At 41.0% G+C, this 21,278-nt stretch carries 20 protein-coding genes; 4 read left to right on the forward strand and 16 right to left on the reverse strand.

Going from position 1 to position 21,278, the window contains the following annotated elements; genetic code table 11:
- Positions 1–5 precede the first annotated feature (5 nt).
- From ACDD58_RS19185 to ACDD58_RS19210, 6 genes are all read right to left on the reverse strand, one after another.
- Entirely contained in the window at positions 6–1,397 is a 1,392-nt protein-coding gene (locus ACDD58_RS19185) for a uracil-xanthine permease family protein (RefSeq protein ID WP_370778716.1), read from the reverse strand.
- Positions 1,398–1,592: 195 nt separating this feature from the next.
- Positions 1,593–1,985, reverse strand: a complete 393-nt coding sequence (locus ACDD58_RS19190) for a TIGR04086 family membrane protein (RefSeq protein WP_117921090.1) — start codon at positions 1,983–1,985, stop codon at positions 1,593–1,595.
- 118 nt (positions 1,986–2,103) lie between these two features.
- A complete protein-coding gene (locus tag ACDD58_RS19195) occupies positions 2,104–2,982 on the reverse strand; it encodes an aldose 1-epimerase family protein (protein ID WP_370778717.1) in 879 nt (292 codons plus the stop codon).
- Between the two features lie 120 nt (positions 2,983–3,102).
- Entirely contained in the window at positions 3,103–3,756 is a 654-nt protein-coding gene (locus ACDD58_RS19200; RefSeq protein WP_006856484.1) for a hemolysin III family protein, read from the reverse strand.
- Between the two features lie 265 nt (positions 3,757–4,021).
- Complete coding sequence (gene asnS, locus ACDD58_RS19205) at positions 4,022–5,413, reverse strand: asparagine--tRNA ligase (RefSeq protein ID WP_117921088.1); 1,392 nt, start codon at positions 5,411–5,413, stop codon at positions 4,022–4,024.
- A gap of 54 nt (positions 5,414–5,467) precedes the next feature.
- Positions 5,468–6,754 carry a trigger factor gene (locus ACDD58_RS19210; RefSeq protein WP_370778718.1) on the reverse strand — a complete coding sequence of 429 codons (1,287 nt, stop codon included), beginning with the start codon at positions 6,752–6,754 and terminating at the stop codon, positions 5,468–5,470.
- Positions 6,755–6,892: 138 nt separating this feature from the next.
- On the opposite strand from ACDD58_RS19210, the gene ACDD58_RS19215 reads away from it, so the two are divergent.
- Positions 6,893–7,186 carry a hypothetical protein gene (locus ACDD58_RS19215; RefSeq protein WP_186899998.1) on the forward strand — a complete coding sequence of 98 codons (294 nt, stop codon included), beginning with the start codon at positions 6,893–6,895 and terminating at the stop codon, positions 7,184–7,186.
- 31 nt (positions 7,187–7,217) lie between these two features.
- Here the strand turns inward: ACDD58_RS19215 and ACDD58_RS19220 are convergent, their stop codons facing one another.
- From ACDD58_RS19220 to ACDD58_RS19235, 4 genes are read right to left on the reverse strand one after another with little or no spacing between them, the layout of a single operon-like run.
- Positions 7,218–7,964 carry a hypothetical protein gene (locus ACDD58_RS19220; protein WP_370778719.1) on the reverse strand — a complete coding sequence of 249 codons (747 nt, stop codon included), beginning with the start codon at positions 7,962–7,964 and terminating at the stop codon, positions 7,218–7,220.
- A gap of 27 nt (positions 7,965–7,991) precedes the next feature.
- Positions 7,992–9,275, reverse strand: a complete 1,284-nt coding sequence (locus ACDD58_RS19225) for a diaminopimelate decarboxylase (RefSeq protein WP_186900000.1) — start codon at positions 9,273–9,275, stop codon at positions 7,992–7,994.
- Between the two features lie 19 nt (positions 9,276–9,294).
- On the reverse strand, positions 9,295–9,627 hold the full coding sequence (locus ACDD58_RS19230) for a branched-chain amino acid transporter permease (protein ID WP_370778720.1): 333 nt from the start codon (positions 9,625–9,627) through the stop codon (positions 9,295–9,297).
- Entirely contained in the window at positions 9,617–10,378 is a 762-nt protein-coding gene (locus ACDD58_RS19235) for an AzlC family ABC transporter permease (protein WP_370778721.1), read from the reverse strand. Before ACDD58_RS19235 ends, ACDD58_RS19230 begins: the two co-directional genes overlap by 11 nt.
- Before the next feature lie 163 nt (positions 10,379–10,541).
- On the opposite strand from ACDD58_RS19235, the gene ACDD58_RS19240 reads away from it, so the two are divergent.
- Entirely contained in the window at positions 10,542–11,636 is a 1,095-nt protein-coding gene (locus ACDD58_RS19240; protein WP_370778722.1) for a lytic transglycosylase domain-containing protein, read from the forward strand.
- Positions 11,637–11,739: 103 nt separating this feature from the next.
- On the opposite strand, the gene ACDD58_RS19245 is transcribed toward ACDD58_RS19240, so the two are convergent.
- The 4 genes from ACDD58_RS19245 to ACDD58_RS19260 form a co-directional block, all read right to left on the reverse strand.
- Positions 11,740–12,195, reverse strand: coding sequence for a MarR family transcriptional regulator (locus ACDD58_RS19245; protein ID WP_117921081.1), 456 nt, complete (start codon positions 12,193–12,195; stop codon positions 11,740–11,742).
- A 169-nt stretch (positions 12,196–12,364) separates the two neighbouring features.
- Positions 12,365–13,276, reverse strand: coding sequence for a S1 RNA-binding domain-containing protein (locus ACDD58_RS19250; protein ID WP_117921080.1), 912 nt, complete (start codon positions 13,274–13,276; stop codon positions 12,365–12,367).
- A 266-nt stretch (positions 13,277–13,542) separates the two neighbouring features.
- Complete coding sequence (locus ACDD58_RS19255) at positions 13,543–15,837, reverse strand: sensor histidine kinase KdpD (RefSeq protein WP_117921079.1); 2,295 nt, start codon at positions 15,835–15,837, stop codon at positions 13,543–13,545.
- Positions 15,809–16,516, reverse strand: coding sequence for a response regulator transcription factor (locus ACDD58_RS19260; protein ID WP_117921078.1), 708 nt, complete (start codon positions 16,514–16,516; stop codon positions 15,809–15,811). The genes ACDD58_RS19255 and ACDD58_RS19260 overlap by 29 nt, the downstream gene beginning before the upstream one ends.
- 494 nt (positions 16,517–17,010) lie before the next feature.
- Between ACDD58_RS19260 and ACDD58_RS19265 the strand changes: the two genes are divergently transcribed.
- Together ACDD58_RS19265 and ACDD58_RS19270 are read left to right on the forward strand one after the other, a co-directional pair.
- On the forward strand, positions 17,011–17,613 hold the full coding sequence (locus tag ACDD58_RS19265) for a Type 1 glutamine amidotransferase-like domain-containing protein (protein ID WP_007888235.1): 603 nt from the start codon (positions 17,011–17,013) through the stop codon (positions 17,611–17,613).
- Between the two features lie 304 nt (positions 17,614–17,917).
- The gene (locus ACDD58_RS19270) at positions 17,918–18,157 is read left to right on the forward strand and encodes a DUF6061 family protein (protein ID WP_055156118.1); all 240 of its coding nucleotides are present in this window, start codon (positions 17,918–17,920) and stop codon (positions 18,155–18,157) included.
- 76 nt (positions 18,158–18,233) lie between these two features.
- Here the strand turns inward: ACDD58_RS19270 and ACDD58_RS19275 are convergent, their stop codons facing one another.
- Together ACDD58_RS19275 and ACDD58_RS19280 are read right to left on the reverse strand one after the other, a co-directional pair.
- On the reverse strand, positions 18,234–20,441 hold the full coding sequence (locus tag ACDD58_RS19275; RefSeq protein WP_055156117.1) for an FtsX-like permease family protein: 2,208 nt from the start codon (positions 20,439–20,441) through the stop codon (positions 18,234–18,236).
- A complete protein-coding gene (locus tag ACDD58_RS19280) occupies positions 20,431–21,198 on the reverse strand; it encodes an ABC transporter ATP-binding protein (protein ID WP_055156116.1) in 768 nt (255 codons plus the stop codon). The genes ACDD58_RS19275 and ACDD58_RS19280 overlap by 11 nt, the downstream gene beginning before the upstream one ends.
- Between the last annotated feature and the right edge of the window lie 80 nt (positions 21,199–21,278).

Below are 21,278 nucleotides of genomic sequence, written 5' to 3' on the forward strand. Positions count from 1 at the left end.
TTTTTTTATTCCGCATCCTTCGGCAGGATGATATTAAAGATGATCGCCACAATGGCTGCCGGAACAATACCGGAACCGCCAAAGATCAACTGGATACCCTGCGGCAGATGTGCAAGAATACCACTGCTTGATCCGATTCCGTAGCCAAGTCCCAACGCAACGGAAACGATCGTGATATTGCGCATTGTCATCGGTTCTTTTGTGATAAGCTGGATTCCACTGATCACGATGGATGAAAACATCATAACAGCCGCTCCGCCAAGTACACTCTGCGGCATGATCGAGATCAGTGCTGCAAGTTTCGGGAATAAACCGCATAAAATCAGAAATACTGCTCCTGAGGCAAGCGCCATACGGTTTACGATCTTTGTCATTGTGACAAGTCCTACATTCTGGCTGAAAGAAGTATTCGGCAGTACACCAAAAAGTGCTGCAAGGGAAGAACCGATCCCATCACATATGACACCGCCGGAAAGTTCTTTGTCAGTAGCTTCTCTGTCCATTCCGCCTTCCATAACGCCGGAGATATCTCCAACCGTCTCAACTGCGGTAACAATAAACATGATCAAAACCGGTATGATCGCTCTCCAGTCAAATACCAGTTTGACCGGCATTAATTTCGGAACGGAAAACCACGCTGCATCCGCAACTTTATCCCAGTTTAATACCCAGGCTTTTGTATATTCCACACCGTCTGCATTGATCCCTGTTGTTGGCAGAACCAGCCCCATGACTGCTGCAATAATATAGCCTGCCACGATACCGATCAGAATTGATGAAGCGCTCGCCATGCCTTTCATCCAGTGTTTGACTGCTACGATGATCAGTAAAACGGCTGCACCAAGCAGTAAATTTTCAACAGAGCCAAAGTCATTTGCCGTATTGCCGCCGCCAAAAGAATTGACCCCAACTGCGATCAGGGATAATCCGATCGACAATACGACCGTTCCTGTAACAACCGCAGGGAAAAATTTACGAAGCGGTTTTAACAGGAAACCAAGAATACCCTCAAACAGACCTCCAATGACGGATGCACACATAATTGCCCCATACGCAAGAATGCCTCCTCCCATCACCTGAACTACACTGTTGAACACACCGATAAATCCGGAACTGGTTCCCATGATGATCGGTACCTTTCCGCCAACCGGTCCGATCGCAAACAACTGAATCAGCGTCACGATTCCGGCGATCAGCATCGCATTCTGTAAAAGGTCGACCTGCAGACCCCCAAACTCTTCACCCGCAATGCCACATGCCCCTGTAATGATCAGGATCGGTGTAAGGTTTCCAACAAACATTGCCAGCACATGCTGTAATCCCAGAGGGATTGCCTTTTTCAGTGGAAGTTTTCCATAAAATTCGTACTCTGCTCCCTGTCTCTTTTGACTTTCCATCTTTTCCTCCTCGTGTGTATTTTTTGCATGAATCATTGATATTCCCTGCTCATACACGCTTTTCTATGAGTATATCACGCTCCCAATATCCAGCGCAAGTACTCTGTGTATATCTGATGACCTGGGCAGATATTTAGCTGTTACTGTTCACACATACTGTGTGAGCAGTAACTTTTAGCTAACCTGGGCAGATATTTAACTGACCATGCCCCCCGCCATACCGGATGCTGCACAGAGTATAAATGTTGTTGCCACCTTGGGAATCTCCATGGATATTCCCTGTTTAACCAGCACCGATATCAGAAATAAAATGCAAAAATAAATGGTACCTGCCGCAAATCCCCATAAAAATTTCTGTGTTTTCATAATTTTTCCCATTAAAAATCCACCGATCGCACCGGAAACAATATAGATGACAACGATTCCAACTTTCACTGCCGCTTCACTCAGATCAAACTTATACAATAGTGCTGCTAAAAGCAGCAGGAACAGGCAGCTTAACAGGAACATGACAAGTACAGACACCACTGCCGCGGCGACCGGATTGTTCTTTGCATCTCTTGTTTTCATTTTTGACTGTATATTCATTGTCCACTCCATAGATTTTAGATTCTGTTTCACTATATGAAAAAAACGCAAAAGCTATGCTCTTTTTACATGCTTTTGCGTTTTTTATTTTTATGATCCACCTTTTTCTGACTCTATCTTACAGATATGCAATACTATAAGCTGCCTTGAATGTTCCGCCCTGCGGCAGCATATTTTCGTAGTCGCGCTGCTGCAATGTGCCGGTAAAATCTGTGGCATCGCATCTTCCGTACCATGGTTCAATGCAGACGAAAGGTGCATTTTTTTCTTCCGGTGACCATACTGCAAACAGCGGGGTATCAAATTTTACGGTTACATACGGGATACCTTCACGGTCAAGCAGGGAAACCTCTCCGGTCTGTTTTCCTTCGACCATGTAAGTGCACTTATCAAAGAATCCTTCCGTAAATGTCACACAGCCATCTTTCAGTGCCAGGACTTTATCCTCCATCACCGCCATACCGTCCGGTGTGTTTCCATGATGATGAATAGTATCTGCCAGACCGCCAAATTTGAGACCATATCCGGTTTTATTTTCCTCTCCGTGAACCGGGCAGTTGAATGCCGGATGTGCACCGATGGAAAAATATAATTCTTTTGTGTCGGTGTTTTCCACAGTCCAGTTCACTTTTACCTCATTTTTGCACAATTCATAACCAATGTGCAGTGCAAAATGAAATGGATATTTTTCACAGGTTTCCGCAGTATCGGTCAGTACAAATGAGATGTTCTCTTCCGTCTGTGCCTCTAATGTAAACTCCATATCTCTTGCAAATCCGTGCTGTCCCATCGTATAAGTTTTTCCGTCATAACGGTATTCTTTGTTTTTCGGCGCACCGACAAACGGAAATAATACAGGGGATGTTCTGCCCCAGTACTTTTTATCACCACACCACATATATTCAAAGTTATCTGATTTTCTTTTTACAGATTTGATCTCTGCTCCAAATGAGTCAATCTCCACTTTTAAATTTTCATTTTCCAACGTATATCTCATATCTGTCTCCTCTTCATACAGGCATTTCATTTCTCATCTGCCTGTCACTGCTCATTTTTCATTGCTGTTACATTATAACCTAACTTTTCCATAAAATCTATCCGGCAATCGTTTTATTTTTCACGCTACATACTGATACATGAATACAAAATGGCAGATGCTTCCAGCCATGACAAACAGATGAAATACTTCATGGGAGCCAAACTGACTGTGCTTCGCGTTGAACACCGGCAGTTTTAATGCATAGATCACACCGCCGACAGTATAGATCAGACCGCCTGCAAGCAGCCACAAAAATGCTGCCTGGGAAAGAGTGGCTAACAGTTCCCGAAATACAAACAGACACACCCATCCCATTGCGATATAGATCACGGATGAAAACCACTTCGGGCAGTTGATCCAGAGCACTTTTATCAGCATTCCTGCCGCCGCAATGCCCCACACTGCCGCAAGCAGCGTATAACCCGACTTCCCGCCAAGTACGATCAGACATACCGGCGTATAAGATCCGGCAATCAGGACAAATATCATCATATGGTCGAGTTTGCGGAATATCTTTAAAATTTTATCCCGGACAACAAGCGAATGGTACACCGTACTTGCACCATAAAGCAGCACCATGCTTCCCATAAACACGGCCATTGCCAGAATCGTTGTATGATTTCCATTCAGCGCAGCCTTGACTAACAACGGCGATGTGGCAAATATTGCCATCATCATAGCTATAAAATGTGTAATGGCGCTTCCCGGTTCACGAATCCCTATCTGTAACATAATATGACCTCCTTTTAGCAAAATAGTATTTATTATTTTTACATGTAGTATTTATTACTATATCTTTTGTATTTTGATACTACTACTTATTATACATTATGTCAATTATATTTATGCTACATTTTTTCTCAATTTTTGCAGGTTTTTGGAAGGTTTACACAAATTTGCAGAACGCATTTTCCTATGAAGATTCGGATATCAAAAAACTGCCGCCCGCAGAATCTTATTCATCCGGGCGGCAGTCCTCTGTAAATCTATTCTTTTTTTATAATTCGCAGTTATTTACGGTTCTTGGGAACGGAATAACATCACGGATGTTAGACATTCCTGTCAAATACATAACGCAGCGCTCGAAACCGAGTCCGAATCCTGCATGTCTTGCAGAACCATATTTGCGGAGATCCAGATAAAACTGATAATCTTCTTCTTTTAAGCCGAGTTCATTGATTCTTGCAAGAAGTTTATCGTAATCATCCTCTCTCTGGCTTCCTCCGATGATCTCACCGATGCCAGGTACTAAACAGTCTACTGCTGCAACTGTCTTTCCATCATCGTTCATCTTCATGTAGAATGCCTTGATCTCCTTCGGATAATCCGTTACGAATACCGGACGTTTGAAGATCTCTTCTGTCAGATAACGCTCATGCTCTGTCTGAAGGTCTGTTCCCCATGATACTTTGTACTCGAACTTGTCATTGTGCTTCTCTAAGATTTCAACAGCCTCTGTATATGTCACGCGGGCGAAATCAGAATTTGCTACATGCTGTAAGCGCTCTAAGAGTCCCTTATCAATAAAATTATTAAAGAATGCCATCTCTTCCGGTGCGTTCTCAAGTACATAGTTGATGATGTATTTTAACATGCTCTCTGCTAAGATCATGTCATCCTCAAGATCTGCAAATGCGATCTCCGGCTCGATCATCCAGAACTCTGCTGCATGTCTGGTCGTATTGGAATTTTCTGCACGGAACGTCGGTCCGAATGTGTAGATGTTCTTAAATGCCATCGCATAAGTCTCACCGTTTAACTGTCCGCTTACGGTAAGGTTGGTCGGCTTATTAAAGAAATCCTTGGAATAATCCACGGTTCCATCCGGATTTTTCGGAAGATTGTTCATATCAAGTGTTGTCACCTGGAACATCTCTCCTGCACCCTCACAATCACTGCCTGTGATCAGTGGTGTGTGTACATATACGAAGTCTCTCTCCTGGAAAAACTTATGGATCGCATAAGCGATCAGGGAACGTACACGGAAAACCGCTTCAAATGTATTTGTTCTCGGTCTTAAATGAGAGATCGTTCTTAAATATTCAAAACTGTGTTTCTTTTTCTGCAGCGGGTAATCCGGTGTGGAAACACCCTCGATGTCAATCTTCTCTGCCTGGATCTCAAACGGCTGCTTGGTTCCCGGTGTTGCAACGAGTTTACCTGTCACAATGATCGCTGCACCAACGTTTAATTTTTCAACGTCGTCAAAGTTTTCCAGAACATCTGAATACACGACCTGAACCGGTTCAAAAAATGTTCCGTCGTTTACCACGATAAATCCAAAATTTTTGGAATTACGGATGCTTCGCACCCATCCACCGATCGTCACGGTCTGATCCACATATTCTTCCTGTTTGCGGAATAAATCCCTTACATTTACCATATCCATAATTGAATCCTCCAATCCCCATCTCTTTGGTCTTCTTTTGGGATATTTATTTGATTAATTTGCTGCTTCTGTCTCTGTTGCATCAACAGCTTCCTGTGGCTCTGCACTTTCTGTGCTCTCTGTCTCTGCCGGAGCCTCCACAGTTACTTCTGCGTTATCCTTGACAGACTGTAATGCAAGATTATCCACATAGATCTGTCTTAAATACTTCTCGCCATACGCTGCATCGCCATAACCATAGTTCTTATATAAATCTTCTTCTGATGAAAAATTGTTACTGCTCATCAGTGTCTGCACATAGGAAGAAAATCCGTCTTCATCAAGCTCTGTTCCTTCTTTTTCTGCGATCGCACCTGTGATGAACTCCATGGAAATATTTTTCTCCATGCCGGATCTCCATTCCTGGCGTACCTCATCAAGTGTCATATTATACTGTTTGCTGACATAATCTTCCAGTTTGGAATCATCCCCGTCACAGTTGTTCTGTACAAACTGTTTCTCATAATCATTGACACGGGCTGTCAGATAATCCTCCGGAATGTCTACTTTACAGTTATCTAACAGATACTGCTGCACTGCTGCATAAGTGTCACTGTCCTTGTTGCTGCTTGCAGTGTTCTCAAGAAAAGTTTTGATCTGTGCATACATATCATCTACAGTATCAGCCTGGAACTGTTTCTGTGCGAACTCGTCATCCACATCATCAAGTGTCATCTCTTTCTGGATGGAATTGACTGTAAATGTAAATACAACCTGCTTTCCGGCAAGATCTGCATTACCGTAATTATCCGGGAATGTCACATCGCTGTCAATGACATCGCCGACCGATGCACCTTTTAAATCATCTGTAAAGCCATCAATAAAGGAGCTTGACTGGCTTCCTGCGGAACAGTTATTGTCCACATCGATATTCTGATCCTCGGCACTTCCATTATCGAATGCCTCTCCGTCTAATTTTCCAACATAGTCCACATTTACGATGTCACCCTCACCAACCGTGGTTTTGGTATCATCTGCAACATAGAACGGTCCATAATAAGAGAACATCTGCTCAAAATAATCTTTTGCATCCTGATCGTCCACATCATAATCACCGGTGATCGTAACCGGCACCTTGCTGTAATCGCAGAGTGTCACATAATCGGAAGGATTCAGATCATAAGAAAGACTCTCATATTCCACAGCAGATGTGCTCTCTGCATTTTCTGTACTATTTTCTGTACTGTTTACTGCCTCTGCAGCCTCCGTACCCTCTATGGCATTATTTTTCTTATTGCCACATCCTAATGCAGTGACTGCCATCATCGCACAAAGCATTACTACTACTACTTTTTTCTTCATAATTAAATTACCTTTCTAATCCTTTAAGACAAACTTTTCCGTCTAACCTTAATAACATACCACAATTTCTGCAAAAATAAAAGCATGTTTGACAAAAGTTATCACATATGATAGTTTTTTGAAAAAGGGGCTGAAATAATGGGAAAGACACTTATATTAGGAAAAGATACAAAACAACTCGATAAAGATGTGGAATTATGCCGCACAACCAATGAAAGGATCAGTAATCAGGCAGCACAGTTACTGATTGAAAACCAGATCCCTTTTACAAGAAGTTTTATTAAGATTCCATTTTTTTTACGTGAAAAATACCGTGGCGCACACCAGTTTTATGTGATCAATACCAACCGCAACCGTTATTCACAGGCAAGACATACACTCGATCATATGGATTCTGTTTTCCGGCGCGGATTGATCGTGAGCAATTATTAAGATGGGTACTTGAAAATTCAGGTACTCTTTTTTATACCTCACAGACCTCATACAGGTAACTGTTTCCCTGCTTTCCAACTCTGTCTACAATCTTTAAATCTGTCAGTATCAGAAGTACTGTCTGTGCAAGCGACACAGGTATTTTCGCAGATTTTGAAAAATCTTTCGTAGTAAAAGGTTCCGGCAGATCAAACGGGATAAACTGCATATAATCTTCCCTTCTCTCGATGCATACCTCTTCCACAAACTGCACCGGAATACGGTCATAGCGCTCACTGCCTTTCTTTTTATCTTTGCTCCAGCCGTTTAGCAGACGGTATTCTTCCATATCGATCAGGGCAAAGCGAAATCTCAGATTTTCATCTTTTAAAAAAGGACGGATTTTATATAACTCTTTAAATGCCAGATAAGGATTACCTTTTTTCGGTGACCTGCGCTTTGGTGACATTTCCCCGCTCTCCTCGTCGATCCAGGAAAGCCATTTGATATGAGGGATCGGATAAACGATCGTTACCGGATAGCTTTTTAGAAATGCATCGAGTTTTCTTCTCATAACATTAAAGGAGCGCGTCTGTATCTCGATGATCTCGGTTCCCGTAAAAATATCTGCCACAAAATTTTCGATCGGGATCTCATGCATGTCCGTATCCGGTGCATAATAATTTTTCAAAACAGCATGTACCGTTTTCTCGGAAAGCGTCCCGATTCCCTGACGTTCCCTGTTTATCCCGATCACTTTATTTTTTGCAGCTTCAAACCTTACTTCATCAATACACATGACACACTCCCTTTGCAGAATGCAGCCCTATTTTCTTTCCGGATGCTTCATGTCCTTTAAAATATCAAAACAGTCAAAAGTTCTGAAGTAATCATCCGGTGTCTCCGCACGGCGGATTAACTGGGTAGAACCATCTTCTTTTAACAATACCTCCGCAGAACGAAGTTTTCCGTTATAGTTATATCCCATGGAGAAACCATGTGCCCCTGCATCGTGGATCACAAGCAGATCTCCCATGTCGATCTTCGGCAGCATACGGTCGATGGCAAATTTATCACAGTTCTCACAGAGGGAACCTGTTACATCATATTTGTGGTCACATGGCTCGTCCTCTTTTCCCATAACGGTAATATGATGATATGCCCCGTAAATTGCCGGACGCATCAGGTTGACCGCACAGGCATCCACACCGATATACTCTTTGTAAGTATGTTTTTCATGGATGGCTGTCGTAACAAGGCAACCATACGGTGCTAACATGAAACGACCCATCTCTGTATAGATAGAGATATTTCCAAGTCCTGCCGGAACTAAGATCTCCTCAAAAGCCTCTTTGACGCCCTGACCGATCACACGGATATCATTCGGAGTCTGATCCGGAGTATAAGGTACACCAACACCGCCGGAAAGATTGATAAACCGGATATCGCATCCGGTCTTATCGCGCAGTTCCACAACTAATTCAAACAACTGTCTTGCCAGTTTCGGATAATATTCGTTTGTCACTGTGTTGCTTGCTAAAAACGCATGCACGCCAAAATGCTTTGCACCTTTTTCTTTTAAAATTTTAAATCCCTCGATGATCTGTTCATGGGTGAATCCGTATTTTGCATCACCAGGATTGTCCATGATCCCGTTGCTCATCTTAAACACTCCGCCCGGATTATAACGGCAGCTAATTGTCTCCGGAATCTTTCCGATCGTTTTCTCTAAAAAATCAATGTGTGTAAAGTCATCTAAGTTGATGATCGCACCAAGTTCATTTGCAAATTTAAACTCCTCAGCCGGTGTATCATTTGAAGAAAACATAATATGTTTTCCATCAAAACCCTGGGAATCTGCCAGCATTAATTCTGTTAAAGATGCACAGTCGCAGCCACAGTCATATTCTTTTAAGATATCAAGAATATATGGGTTTGGTGTTGCCTTTACCGCAAAATATTCACGGAATCCCGGATTCCAGGAAAATGCCTCTTTGACTGCCTTTGCATTTTCACGGATTCCTTTCTCATCGTAAAGATGAAACGGTGTCGGATATTTTTTTACGATCTCTTCGAGCTGTTCTTTGGTTACAAAAGGTTTCTTCTTCATAATTTTTCCTCCAAGATATTTAAAATACAGCCTGTACCAGCACCATATAAAGCACTGTGCCGACGCCGATACTAAGCAGGTTGTTTCGTTTCCAGACATGAAGCAGTATCACCACTGCCACGGATATAAACTCCGGAAGCCCATATGGATAGGATGTAATACTTACCGCCTTTAAGCAATAAATCACCAGCATCCCTATCACTGCGGGCGGCAGCACCTTTCCAAGGTACTGTATCACAGACGGGATCGGTTTTCCCGGCGGAAAGAATAAAAACGGGCAGAGTCTTGTAAAAAAGATCGTTCCCGCAACTGCTGCAATGATAACAAGTGAACGTGCCACACTAACCGGCATGATGCTCTACCTCCTTTTTCTGTTCTGTTTCTTTATCCAAAAACTTTCTGTACGGAAGCAGAATTAACATAATGCAGATCATGGTCGGCAGGATAAAATTGTCTGCCCCAAAGATCAGCAGGCAGATCAGTCCGCATCCAAGTCCGATCAGCACACTCGGACGGTTTTTTGATTCCATCCACTGTTCCACCATGATCACAACAAACAATGCCGTCATCGCAAAATCAATGCCTGTTGTGTCGATTGGAAGCACCGAACCAAGCAGTGCTCCGATCGCCGAACCTGCGATCCAGTAAAGCTGGTCTAACAGTGCGATCGCAAATAAGAACTGTCCTTCGTCCACATCCTTTGGCACTTTCGTTACAAAAAATAAGGAATATGTCTCATCTGTCAGGGAAAAGATCATATACAGACGTTTTTTTCCTATCTTTGCAAAACGCTCTAACAACGACAGTCCATAAAAAATATGCCGGATATTTAACATAAACTCCATAAAGATCACCTGTAAAAGGCTCACACCCGGTGCGAAAAAGTTCACGGCGAGATATTGTCCGCTCCCTGCATAACAAAGAACGCTCATCAATATCGCCCACAGAAAATTATACCCTTTTTCCTGGATCATCACTCCGAAAGCCATGCCGATAAACAGATATCCTGTCATGACCGGTATGGTATATGGAAATGCGGCTTTAAATGCTTTTCCATAGGAGGATTTTTTACTTATTTTGTTTTTTTCTATTTCACAATCCATTTCTTTTATCTATCCCCTGCACTTTATCACTTTAGCTTATCGCACTATGTACTCTACAACAATTTTTGTGATACATCAAGACAATTTTCAACAAAAACTTCACTATTGCAAAAACATGTGCTATACTTTTTCTAGTCGCGTTTTACACGAAAAGGAGTTATGAATGAGTATTACCGTATTAAACTATATGGATCAGGCATTAGTTGACCGTATCCATTCGCAGGCTGCCAAACATGCCGAAGCTGCAAAGCAGACTACTTCAGACGATTTTGCAACCGTGTTAGCTGACAGTACAAAAGCTATAGAAAACAATCAGAACACCATCAGCACCAATACCGCCGTATCTGATACATCGACCGTATCCACAGGTCAGACTGCTGCATCATCCGCAAGTTCTTATACTTCGAGCGAGCTTGACTCTATTTTCGAAGATGCAGCCAATACCTATGGTGTTTCTTCTATTATACTAAAATCAATTGCAAAAGCAGAATCCGGATTTAATCCGTCTGCCGTAAGCAGTGCAGGTGCCGTCGGTATCATGCAGTTAATGCCATCGACCGCTGTTGCTCTTGGCGTTTCTAATTCCTACGATGCCAGAGAAAATATCATGGGCGGTGCAAAATATATCAGTCAGTTATTGTCCAACTATCAGGGAAATATTTCCCTTGCTCTCGCCGCTTACAATGCCGGCAGTGCAAATGTTGACAAATACGGTGGAATCCCGCCTTTTACTGAGACACAGAATTACGTTAAAAAGGTTCTCTCTTATATGGAAGAATTTGGTTCTGCTGTTTCTAATACGGTATCTTCCGTTTCAGACCAGCTTTCTTCTATTTTCAGTCTGACCGGAACTGCAAGAGATGAAGCAAATCAGATGCTCGCTGATTTCTTCTCCTCCAAAAATATCAGTAAAGATGCACTTGATATCTTAACTGCTATTTTAAAATTAAAAAATATGATATCTGGTCAGACAACATCAACAGATGTCTCTTCTGCTTTACAGAATACGGATACTACAACATCTGCTGTGGGAAGTACCTCTGAAACCCCATCCGACCGCACTGCAGTCCTTACTTCCATAAATTCTGATTCTGAAACAATTGAAGATATCACAAAAGACATCCCTGTACGCGTGATTCCTTCTGCAGAAACAGATACGGACGAAGATACTGATACTAAAACAAACACAGATATTGATGCAGCTGTCAGCACAGATACTAATGACGATGTCAGTACAGACACTGACAGTGAATCTTAAATATCCTGTTGCCTGCGGATTGCCCGCAGGCAATTTTTATGTCGATCCTATGGATCTCAAAACTTCTGTCTGATCCGTAACTGTTTCATACTTTCCTATATCGTTATGATAATTCTTCAATCTGTCCCTCTAAGTAGTGATTAAATTCTTTCATAAACTGATACACCGTCTTTACATCCTCTGTAGAATAATGGGACAAAAACTCCATATCCCTTTTTTCCCAGCGTTTGTGACGTTTTGCATGTTCCTCAAACAACATTTTTCCTAGATCCGTCAGTTTAAAATAGACTTCTTTTTTGTTTGATTCCAAAGTGTATTTTTCAATCAGACCTTTCGCTAACAGCTTCTTTGTCATTTTGCTGATCGCGCCTCTTGTCATCCCCATATTTTCTGCGATCTTGGTAACATTGGGTAACTCTAATCTTCCAATATAGTCAATACAGTGCGTCTCGGAATAGCCATATTCATCGAGACATTTCCCCTCGGTCAGCTTCGAGAGCATGTCCTGCCGCTCTAACATCAGCGCAAGCTCTTTTAACAGAAGCTCCTGCTCTTTCATACATCCACTCCCTTACATAAAAGCAAATATTGTTTCCTTGTCAACAATTACTTCTGTTTTAATATAGCGCAAGTTTGTTTCCTTGTCAACAATATATGACAAAGATTCTGGGGAAAAAAACAGAGGCGTCAAGATTTTTGTCTCTTGATGCCTCTGATGTTTTTACTGCTTACGCGTCAAAGTGAAATCCTGCCAGTAAAGAGCCTAGGCTGGTGCCTGTGGATTCTGTATCGGTATATTTTTCTAATTCTTCCTCTGCAACACCTTCGGTATCAACCATCTCTTCCTGCAGTGCTTTCATGCTGAGGCTGATCTTATTATCGTTGGTATTGACAACTTTTACTTTTACCTTCTGTCCCTCTTTTAACACTTCGGACGGCTTTTTGATACGGCGCTCACAGATCTGTGAAATATGTACCAGACCACTCAGTCCGTTTCCAAGGTTTATGAATGCACCATATGGCATCAGTGACTCAACAGTTCCTTCCATGACAGTGCCAGGCACGATCATGGAGATCTTGTGGTTACGTTCTTCGGCTTCTGCCTCTCTTGCTACTGCCTTGCCGGATAAAACAAGTTTTTCTTTTTCTGCATCCACAGTGATCACGCGTACCTCGATCTCTTTTCCGATCCATGCATCGGTATCTTCCACATAATCAAGTGTGATCTGCGATGCCGGGATAAATGCACGGATACCTTCCAGATAAGTAACAACACCGCTCGGTACGCTCTCTTGGATGCGCACTTTTACTGTCGTCTCACCTTCCATCATCTGTTTTAATTTATCCCATGCAAGTATATCGTTTGCTTCTTTCTTGGAAAGTACGATATTGCCTGCACCATCGTCTTTCTGTACCACTGTTGCCTCGATCACATCACCTTTATGTACCTGCTCTAGCACATTAAAATCAGGATCATTGCTTAAATCTGCAACTTTGATGATACCCTGCGCATAATATTTTAAATCCAGTGTTACTTCCTCTTCATTTACATCAATGACAGTACCGGAAATGATGTCTCCCTCGTTGATCCTGCGGAAAGAGGCTTCCAGTTCGTCTTTGTAGTCGTCCATTGTTTCCATTGTGTGATCCTCCCATTTGTTAATTGTAATACCTGTAAAACTCACCCACTTTTTCTGAAATTGCGAGAGACTGACACATGAAACGAAGGCACGCTTCCGCTGCGTGTCGCTCGCAACGGATACTAAGTGACCAAAATACGGTCACTTAGTACCGGCGGCTCCCCAGCACCTTCTTATTCATTTGTCAGTCTCTCGCAATAGCTCCACATTTTGTTGAGTTTTGCAGAGATCTACATTTTCTAAACGGTATTATAACACACCCGTCCCTAAAACAAAATGACAACTTTGAACAGATCCCCGTCGACCTCGACGTGGAATTCGCCGTCCTGGGCTTCGGTAAAACTTTTTGCGATCGCAAGACCAAGTCCGGAACCTTCTGTGTTTCTTGAACTGTCGCCACGCACAAATCGTTCCGTGATCTCATCACCGCTGATATGTATTTCCTCAGCAGACATATTTTTTAAGATGATTTCCACAAGGGATGCTTTCTTTCGCACCTCTAAATAAACCCTGCTGCCCTGCATTGCATATTTGACCACATTGACAAAGAGATTTTCAAAAATGCGGTAGGTTTTCTGGTTATCAAGCATTAACAGTACTTTCTCTTCCGGCACATTCCACTTAAGTTCGAGTCCCCGCTCTTTCATCTTATCCACATGTTCAATGCTGACCTGTTTGATCAGGTTTACAACGTCAAGTTCCATCTTATTAAGTACGATATTATTGCTGTTTGCCTTGCTGACTTCAAAAAGATCTTCGATCAGCACCTTAAGGCGCAGTGATTTACGCTCTAAAGTATCAATGTAAGAACGCCTTTCTTCCTCCGTGATGTCTTCTTTTTTCAGCAGTTCAATGTATGTCGTGATGGCAGTGAGCGGTGTTTTTAAGTCATGTGAAACATTTGTGATCAGTTCTGTTTTCATACGCTGGCTCTTTACCTCTTCCTCCACTGCTTTTTTCATACCGGTCTGGATCTGCGCAAGTTCGTCCCGGAACGGATTAAATATGCCAAAATCCCCCTGAATCTCCTGATCAAGATTACCTTCTGCGATCGTCTGCATGGCATCTAACATCGCATGATAATCTTTATTGATCTGCTCATAATGTTTCTTTATAATAAAAAACAGGACGATCGAATAGACAACTAATGCACCGATCCCAAAGAACCAGAACAAGGAACAGGCTGCAAGCACTGCAAAGTTTATAACGACAACTTTTAAGATCAGTTTTGTCGTTTCCTCACTGAAATCAATGTGTGTGATCTCCCCGGAGAGTGTGTTCCACCACTGTCTGATCCGGTTGCCTGTCTTTTTAAACTGTTTTTTTATCCATGGGAAGATCTGATAGACCAGACTGTATCTTTTAACATATTCCCATAGTCCGACTGAAAATACCGGTCTCAGCAGATATGCGGCTGCAAACCACATTGCATAGATCAGCCACAAAGTTCCAACTACAGTAAGTACGCTGATCACAACATCATAAACCTGTCCACCCATCAGTTCATCTGCCGCATCCGAAAATGAATCAAATCCATATGACCAGATAAGTTCCATAAAGTAATTCTGCAGACACAGTCCGCAGATCACACCTGTGACTCCAAGTTCTGCCGCGTAAGCATGTACCTTTCCATCATTTAAGATATTGCCTCCGGCTTTTTTCCCTGTCATAAAAAACATAAATGCGATCACCGCTACAACCGATACGCCATACAATGGAAGTGCCCCATTAATTTTATAGGCGGACAGCTTTTCAAAATAATCTTCTTCCTCATCACTGCCAGAATCATAAAGAATATTTTCAGATGCTTTCTCTTTGGAAATACCGATCACAAACTCTATATTTTCCGGTCCTTTGAGCACGGGCATGTCTGTTGGATTAAAATACTCTTCCAGATTAGTTTTTAACAGTTCACTGCGTTCCTGTGCCCCTAATGATTTTACTAAAAGATCGCCGCTATTTTCCCTGTCTGACAGCAGAGGAATTACTTCCATCGCCCCGACTTCATTAAATTTTACCGCAAACAATTCGCTGTAATATTGTGCCAGTTGTTCACTGACATCCTTTTCCTCTCCACCGAGTACGCTCTCTAAATTCTGCGTTGTATTTTTCAGTTTACTTCCATCTTCGGATTCCATGACGCAATAATCAATCTGGGAACGGATTTTTTCAAACTGACTGCTCCATTCATCCATCACCGACAATACTTCATCATTGGTTACCTGCTCTAATTGTTCCTGTGACTCCCACCTGTCGGTTTCATCCGCTTTTGCATAAGATGCGATATAAAGATCTGTTGCTGACATCTCCGTCTCACTCTTCTGATTCTGATATTCCAGATCGAGCAGATAAAATCCCTCATACAGATTTTTCAGAAACTGTGTCCGAATCTGCATATCACTGTCTGCACCTGTTTTTGCTGCTTCTGTCTTTTGCATCCAGTCTTTGCTTCTGCGATTGATTCCCGGATAGCATAAAAAATTGATAACTGCTAAAACAAGAAGAAACCCTGCTGTTATCACAATCCCCGCCTTACGGCTGTTTTTCCATTTTATATCCAACGCCCCACACCACCTTTAAATATTTTGGTTCTCTCGGATTGATCTCGATCTTATCCCTGATATTTCTCACATGCACCATAATCGTATCCGTATTGATCGCTTTTTCATTCCAGACACGCTCGTAAATCTCGTCCGCCGAATAAACTCTTCCCGGATTTTTCATCAGAAGTGCTAAGATTTTAAACTCAATCGGTGTCATTTTTACCGGTTTTCCATCCACAAATACTTCTACCGTATCTTCATTCAGCTCAATTCCGCCAATGCTATGTATCCTGTCATTTTCCTTTTTCTCCTGACTTTTGTTGTTAAACTTTGTATAACGCCGGAGCTGGGAATTGACGCGCGCCATCAATTCTAACGGCGTAAATGGTTTTGTCACATAATCGTCCGCTCCGATGTTCAGCCCGATCACTTTATCTGTCTCCTCTGATTTCGCCGAAAGCATAATTACAGGAAAATCATGATGTTCCCTGAGTTTTAATGTCATTGTTACCCCATCCATACGCGGCATCATGATATCAACGATCGCAAGATGTATCTCCTTACTCTCAATAATCTCTAAACCTTCTATACCATCTGCCGCCTTATAAACGTTATAATTCTGGCTTTTTAAAAATATCTCGATTCCATCACGGATCTCTTTGTCATCTTCTACGATTAAAATATTGTACTGTTCCATTATTTTTGTCTGTGTGAAAGATTTTCACACTTCTCCCCTTTTCTTTCTGTGCCGCAGATATTCCTTTTTGCCACACTTCCTATCAGTATATCATTTACCTTATCAAAATGAAACAAATCCTGTATTATTCCCGGCACAACTGATATCTTCCTGCTCTTACCCTCCTTTGAGTATTATCATACCTTCCGAATGCAAAGAACGCCCGCAGAAAAAAATAAAGATTTTTGAAAGATTCTCTTTATATTTTCCTTATTTTTGCAAAATTCTCTTTTTTTCTCTATATTTTTGTCCCTATTTACATTTGTGTGTCTGATGTATCAACAGTATAATGATACATTTCACGAATTGCGTATGCAATTAGAAAATCAAGTAGTCCAAATTCCATAAAATGAAATTTTAGGGCAAATTACAGACATTGGCTTGGCTGTAGTATTTTTAAACAACGTGTGTTAGACTACTGTTATACAAATCAAAATTTATAAAGGAGAATATTGATGAAATTATTTTTATGTTCGCACTTTTCAAGTGTAGGAAGTCTGATAAAGGAAGAAATTGAAAATAAGAAAGTCGCATTTATTCCAACAGCTTCACTGCGTGAAGGCTACACCGGTTATGTCGGCTCGGCTCGAAAATTATTCAAAAAGTTGGGAGCGATCGTAACTGAAATTGATATTTCAACGGAGGCTTATTCAACGATACAGTCTGTTTTTGAAGAAGCAGATGTGATATATTTTACCGGCGGAAATTCTTTCTTTCTTATGGACCAGCTCCGTAAAACGGGAACTGATGGACTGCTGAAAAAGGAATTGGCAAATGGAAAATTGATGATCGGCGAGTCGGCAGGCGCAATTATATGCGCTCCAAGCATCCAATATATCGAGCAAATGGATGAAAAGCCGGAGGACTACTCACAAGAAGATGATGCAGGGATTGATTTGATTGATTTCTATGTTCTTCCGCATTATCTTACAGCACCATTTAAGAAAGTTACCGAGAAAATAATGACTGAGTTTTCGGATTTGAATCTATGCCCAATTAACAACCGTCAGGGAATTGTAATTGATGGTGAAGATTCTAAGGTTATTTGCAAAGACTAATTTGAAAATTCCAGTTGATATTTCACATATTTTAGGAAATTTAATAACTGTTATATTTGATTATCAAATTCTTCGCAAACCCTTGAAAATACTAAGTTTGTAGCAAGTGTACTTTCCCTTACTCTTTCCCTTGTGTTACATTCTCCCATTAGCTTTCATGAACCTTAATATGGGAAAAATTAAGGGAAAGAAAATTTCATAACACAGTATAACATATAACAATAACGACATGGTGAACTGATTGAAATGTTTTCGATATTTAACTCTATTACTGATTATCAAAAGAAAATGGAGATAAGATACGATGAGAACAATTTATGCAGAATACAACATAAATCACGATAGTATTGATGTTTACACAAGTGCTGGATATATGCTTCGCATTGACTGCTGGGAAGCTGAAAAAGATTTAAAAACCACATATGGATCAGAATGTGCACTTACTTCATTAGCTGTGGATGAGCCTTTGGAATATGCAAGATTATATCTTGAGGGCAATTTACAGATGTGGGTGGATGCAGAAGATTCATTAGAATTTTATTAAGTGAAAGAGGGATAGTGTTCATTAAGAGTGCTATCCCTCTTTAAAGAATGTGCGAAATGCAATAATTACATATTTTCTATGGATTAACAGAATGCCTAAAAATAATCCATGTACTTATGAAATAACAAATCAATAAAATTGCCAAAATGCCCATTGTTGCCCCTATTTGTAACATCAATGCACCAAACCCGATATAGGCTGAAATTTCTGCTGATATGGTTTGGATAAAGTAAGCTATTACAACAGCAGCTACAATGATTGCTGTGATAATTGGAAGCCCAAACCAAACACTTAATTGTTGCAAGATAAGTTTTCCGATATGCTTTTCTTCCACCCCCAATTTTCGGAGTACAGAGAAGCGATATTTATATTGTCCTGCGTCTAAGAGTTGTTGCAAGGAAAGTACGGTAAGACATATAATCATCAATACAACAGCACCATAAAGCATTGCAGCCTGTAAAACAAAATTATTTGCTATTGTACTGTTCCTCTGTAATGTACTGAACCGTATTCCATACATAACACCGCTTTCTGCTTGCTCTGGGTATTCCTCTGTAAAAAATTTTTCCAGTTCCCTTGCATTTTCATAGGAGATGTTTTCTTCTGTTGTGATATAGCGGTTTTTTATTACCGGCAACAGCTTTTCACAAATACTGTCTGGAAGTACATAGAGTATATCTGTATAGGAATTGTACGCTGTTTCTCCGATTGCTTCCTCATAATAGGACTGCTCGGAAAGAGTCAATTCTCCTGCGTCTGTCAAAATACTGGTATGCTCTTTCAAAAAGCTATCCCGTTCTTCCTCGGTGGCGATTGCCGCCCATTGTGTCGTAAATTCATCTTCCCCCAGAGAAATCTGTTCATAACCCAACATTTTCCTTATGGTGTTATAATCACTTAAAGAAATTGCCACAATCGGAAAATCATATTTCTGTCTGTTGTGAAAATCGTCTTTCTCTGGCAGATATAGATTGAAAGTGCAATCATAGTCTGTATCTATTTTATGTTCTGCCAGAAAATCAGTAATGATTTCATAACTGTCCTGTGGCAGATTTTCTTCTTCATAAACATCATTGTATCTCGAATATACCTGCACATCATACATAGAGCGTATATCCAAATAACCAGACGACCAGCCCGTCAAAATAGGGGCTGCAACGAACATGAAAATTGCTAATACCAAAGTGATACAAATGACTGCCATAGTCTTGCTGGTCGTATTCAGCTTTGAGGTAATCTGTCCGAAAAAGAAAAGTGCTTCCTCATGGTATCGGTGTTCTGGCGATTTTTCTTTCCATGCTACAATCAAACCACTGGTAAGATAAATGAAGGCACAAATGAAGAAAAGTAAGTCAATCACAACAAAAAGCAGATATTGATTGAGCGTTCCACCACCTAAAGGCAGATAATATTTATTTGTTAATGCTGCAACGCTGGCTGCTGTAAAAGCATTCAATACAGAACATATCAGCAAACCAGCAATGAAACATTCTCTTTTTTTCTTTCTGATTATGCAAAATATCGACCACAGCAAAGTAAGCAGCGGAAAAAGAATATTTCCCCAAAACATAAGCTGCACCGGAAACGCAAAGCGGGTGTCATAATAAAACCAGACCTTTTGTATTCCTGCAATCAATCCCCATACGGTAAATACTTCAAAGAGGACTACTACAACAGAAATGAAGCGGCTCTTTTTTAGCTCTGGTTCGTTCTCTTTCTCTGCGGAAAGCATATCAATAATTTTTGTTTTCTGAATGGTACGGGTATTGAAAATTCCTACCACAAAAAAACTTGCCACAAAAAATACCACTGTCAACAAAACGGTATCCGGGAATAATGTCCATGAGATTTCATAAGGCTTTCCATAAGCAGTAAGGAGCATTGCGGTAATGAATTGAGAACAAAATACACCGCAAAAAATACCAATCAAAATGGAAAACATACCCATAATCAGTGTTTCTGCAAAGAAAATCCTGCCAATAGTTTTTTGTTCCATTCCCATAATGGACTGGACAGCAAACTCTTTTTGCTTCCGTCTTAGCATATAATGATTGACGAACCGTATCAAAAATAACAACAGCAATGTTATCATGCAGATTGCAATTTTCATTCCGTCACTTAACAGAGTAAAATCATACTCGCTGCCTATATCCGGGCTATAATAACTACTGGAAATAGACAAGAACGCATAAAACAAGGTAACACAGATTGTCATTGTGACAATGTAGACCAGATAGTCTTTTACAGACCGTTTTGCATTTCTGAAAACAAGTTTAGCATACATGGCTCTGTCCCCCTCCAATCATGGTAAGGACATTCAGAATTTTATCAAAAAAAGCACTTCTGCTGTCGTTGCCCTTGCGCAGTTCCATAAAGATTTCTCCGTCTTTCAAAAAAAGAATACGGTTGGCATAGCTGGCGGTAAAAGCGTCATGAGTTACCATAAGAATTGTCGCCCTAAGCTGTTCATTGATACTTTGAATGGTAGACAGCAGCATTTGTGAGGAATGGCTGTCTAATGCTCCTGTCGGTTCATCTGCCAATAAGAGTTTCGGATTGTTGATAATTGCTCTTGCACAGGCACAACGCTGTTTTTGACCGCCCGATACCTGATAAGGATATTTGTTTAGAATATCGCTGATATTCAGCTTTCCGGCTATATCCAAAATGCGGGGTTCTACAATCCCTGCAGGGACTTTATTGATTGCTAATGCCAGTGCAATGTTTTCTGAAATTGTCAATGTATCCAGCAAATTGAAGTCTTGAAATACAAAACCTAAATTCTCTCTGCGAAAGCGGGCAAGGAATTTTGGTTTGATTTCCGTTATATCTGTTCCCTCTAAAAAAATATGCCCTGCACTTACGGTATCAATCGTAGAAATACAGTTTAGCAGCGTTGTCTTTCCAGAACCGGACGCACCCATAATTCCGAGAAATTCTCCGGCTTCCACAGAAAAACTAATATCTTTAATGGCTTTGGTAATATTCCCCTCATTGCCATAATATTTCTGGATATGCTCCAGCTTCAAAATTGTATTCATCGGATAAACCTCCTTAACTGTTCCATACCCATATTGTAAATGGAGTATCTCATTTTTTGTATCAAGTTTTCTTACACAGT

This window comes from Roseburia sp. (genome assembly GCF_041325975.1).
Classification (GTDB): Bacteria; Bacillota; Clostridia; order Lachnospirales; family Lachnospiraceae; genus Roseburia; species Roseburia rectibacter.

Coding starts and splice junctions, on each gene's coding strand:
- ACDD58_RS19220 (WP_370778719.1), bottom strand. CDS start 7,964: ATGTGTATTGATGAAGTAAGGTTTGAAGCTGCAAAAAATAAAGTGATC.
- ACDD58_RS19250 (WP_117921080.1), bottom strand. CDS start 13,276: ATGGAAACAATGGACGACTACAAAGACGAACTGGAAGCCTCTTTCCGC.
- ACDD58_RS19275 (WP_055156117.1), bottom strand. CDS start 20,441: ATGTATGCTAAACTTGTTTTCAGAAATGCAAAACGGTCTGTAAAAGAC.
- ACDD58_RS19245 (WP_117921081.1), bottom strand. CDS start 12,195: ATGAAAGAGCAGGAGCTTCTGTTAAAAGAGCTTGCGCTGATGTTAGAG.
- ACDD58_RS19265 (WP_007888235.1), top strand. CDS start 17,011: ATGAAATTATTTTTATGTTCGCACTTTTCAAGTGTAGGAAGTCTGATA.
- ACDD58_RS19185 (WP_370778716.1), bottom strand. CDS start 1,397: ATGGAAAGTCAAAAGAGACAGGGAGCAGAGTACGAATTTTATGGAAAA.
- ACDD58_RS19190 (WP_117921090.1), bottom strand. CDS start 1,985: ATGAATATACAGTCAAAAATGAAAACAAGAGATGCAAAGAACAATCCG.
- ACDD58_RS19210 (WP_370778718.1), bottom strand. CDS start 6,754: ATGAAGAAAAAAGTAGTAGTAGTAATGCTTTGTGCGATGATGGCAGTC.
- ACDD58_RS19270 (WP_055156118.1), top strand. CDS start 17,918: ATGAGAACAATTTATGCAGAATACAACATAAATCACGATAGTATTGAT.
- ACDD58_RS19215 (WP_186899998.1), top strand. CDS start 6,893: ATGGGAAAGACACTTATATTAGGAAAAGATACAAAACAACTCGATAAA.
- ACDD58_RS19260 (WP_117921078.1), bottom strand. CDS start 16,516: ATGGAACAGTACAATATTTTAATCGTAGAAGATGACAAAGAGATCCGT.
- ACDD58_RS19235 (WP_370778721.1), bottom strand. CDS start 10,378: ATGGATTGTGAAATAGAAAAAAACAAAATAAGTAAAAAATCCTCCTAT.
- ACDD58_RS19225 (WP_186900000.1), bottom strand. CDS start 9,275: ATGAAGAAGAAACCTTTTGTAACCAAAGAACAGCTCGAAGAGATCGTA.
- ACDD58_RS19280 (WP_055156116.1), bottom strand. CDS start 21,198: ATGAATACAATTTTGAAGCTGGAGCATATCCAGAAATATTATGGCAAT.
- ACDD58_RS19195 (WP_370778717.1), bottom strand. CDS start 2,982: ATGAGATATACGTTGGAAAATGAAAATTTAAAAGTGGAGATTGACTCA.
- ACDD58_RS19200 (WP_006856484.1), bottom strand. CDS start 3,756: ATGTTACAGATAGGGATTCGTGAACCGGGAAGCGCCATTACACATTTT.
- ACDD58_RS19230 (WP_370778720.1), bottom strand. CDS start 9,627: ATGCCGGTTAGTGTGGCACGTTCACTTGTTATCATTGCAGCAGTTGCG.
- ACDD58_RS19240 (WP_370778722.1), top strand. CDS start 10,542: ATGAGTATTACCGTATTAAACTATATGGATCAGGCATTAGTTGACCGT.
- asnS (WP_117921088.1), bottom strand. CDS start 5,413: ATGGATATGGTAAATGTAAGGGATTTATTCCGCAAACAGGAAGAATAT.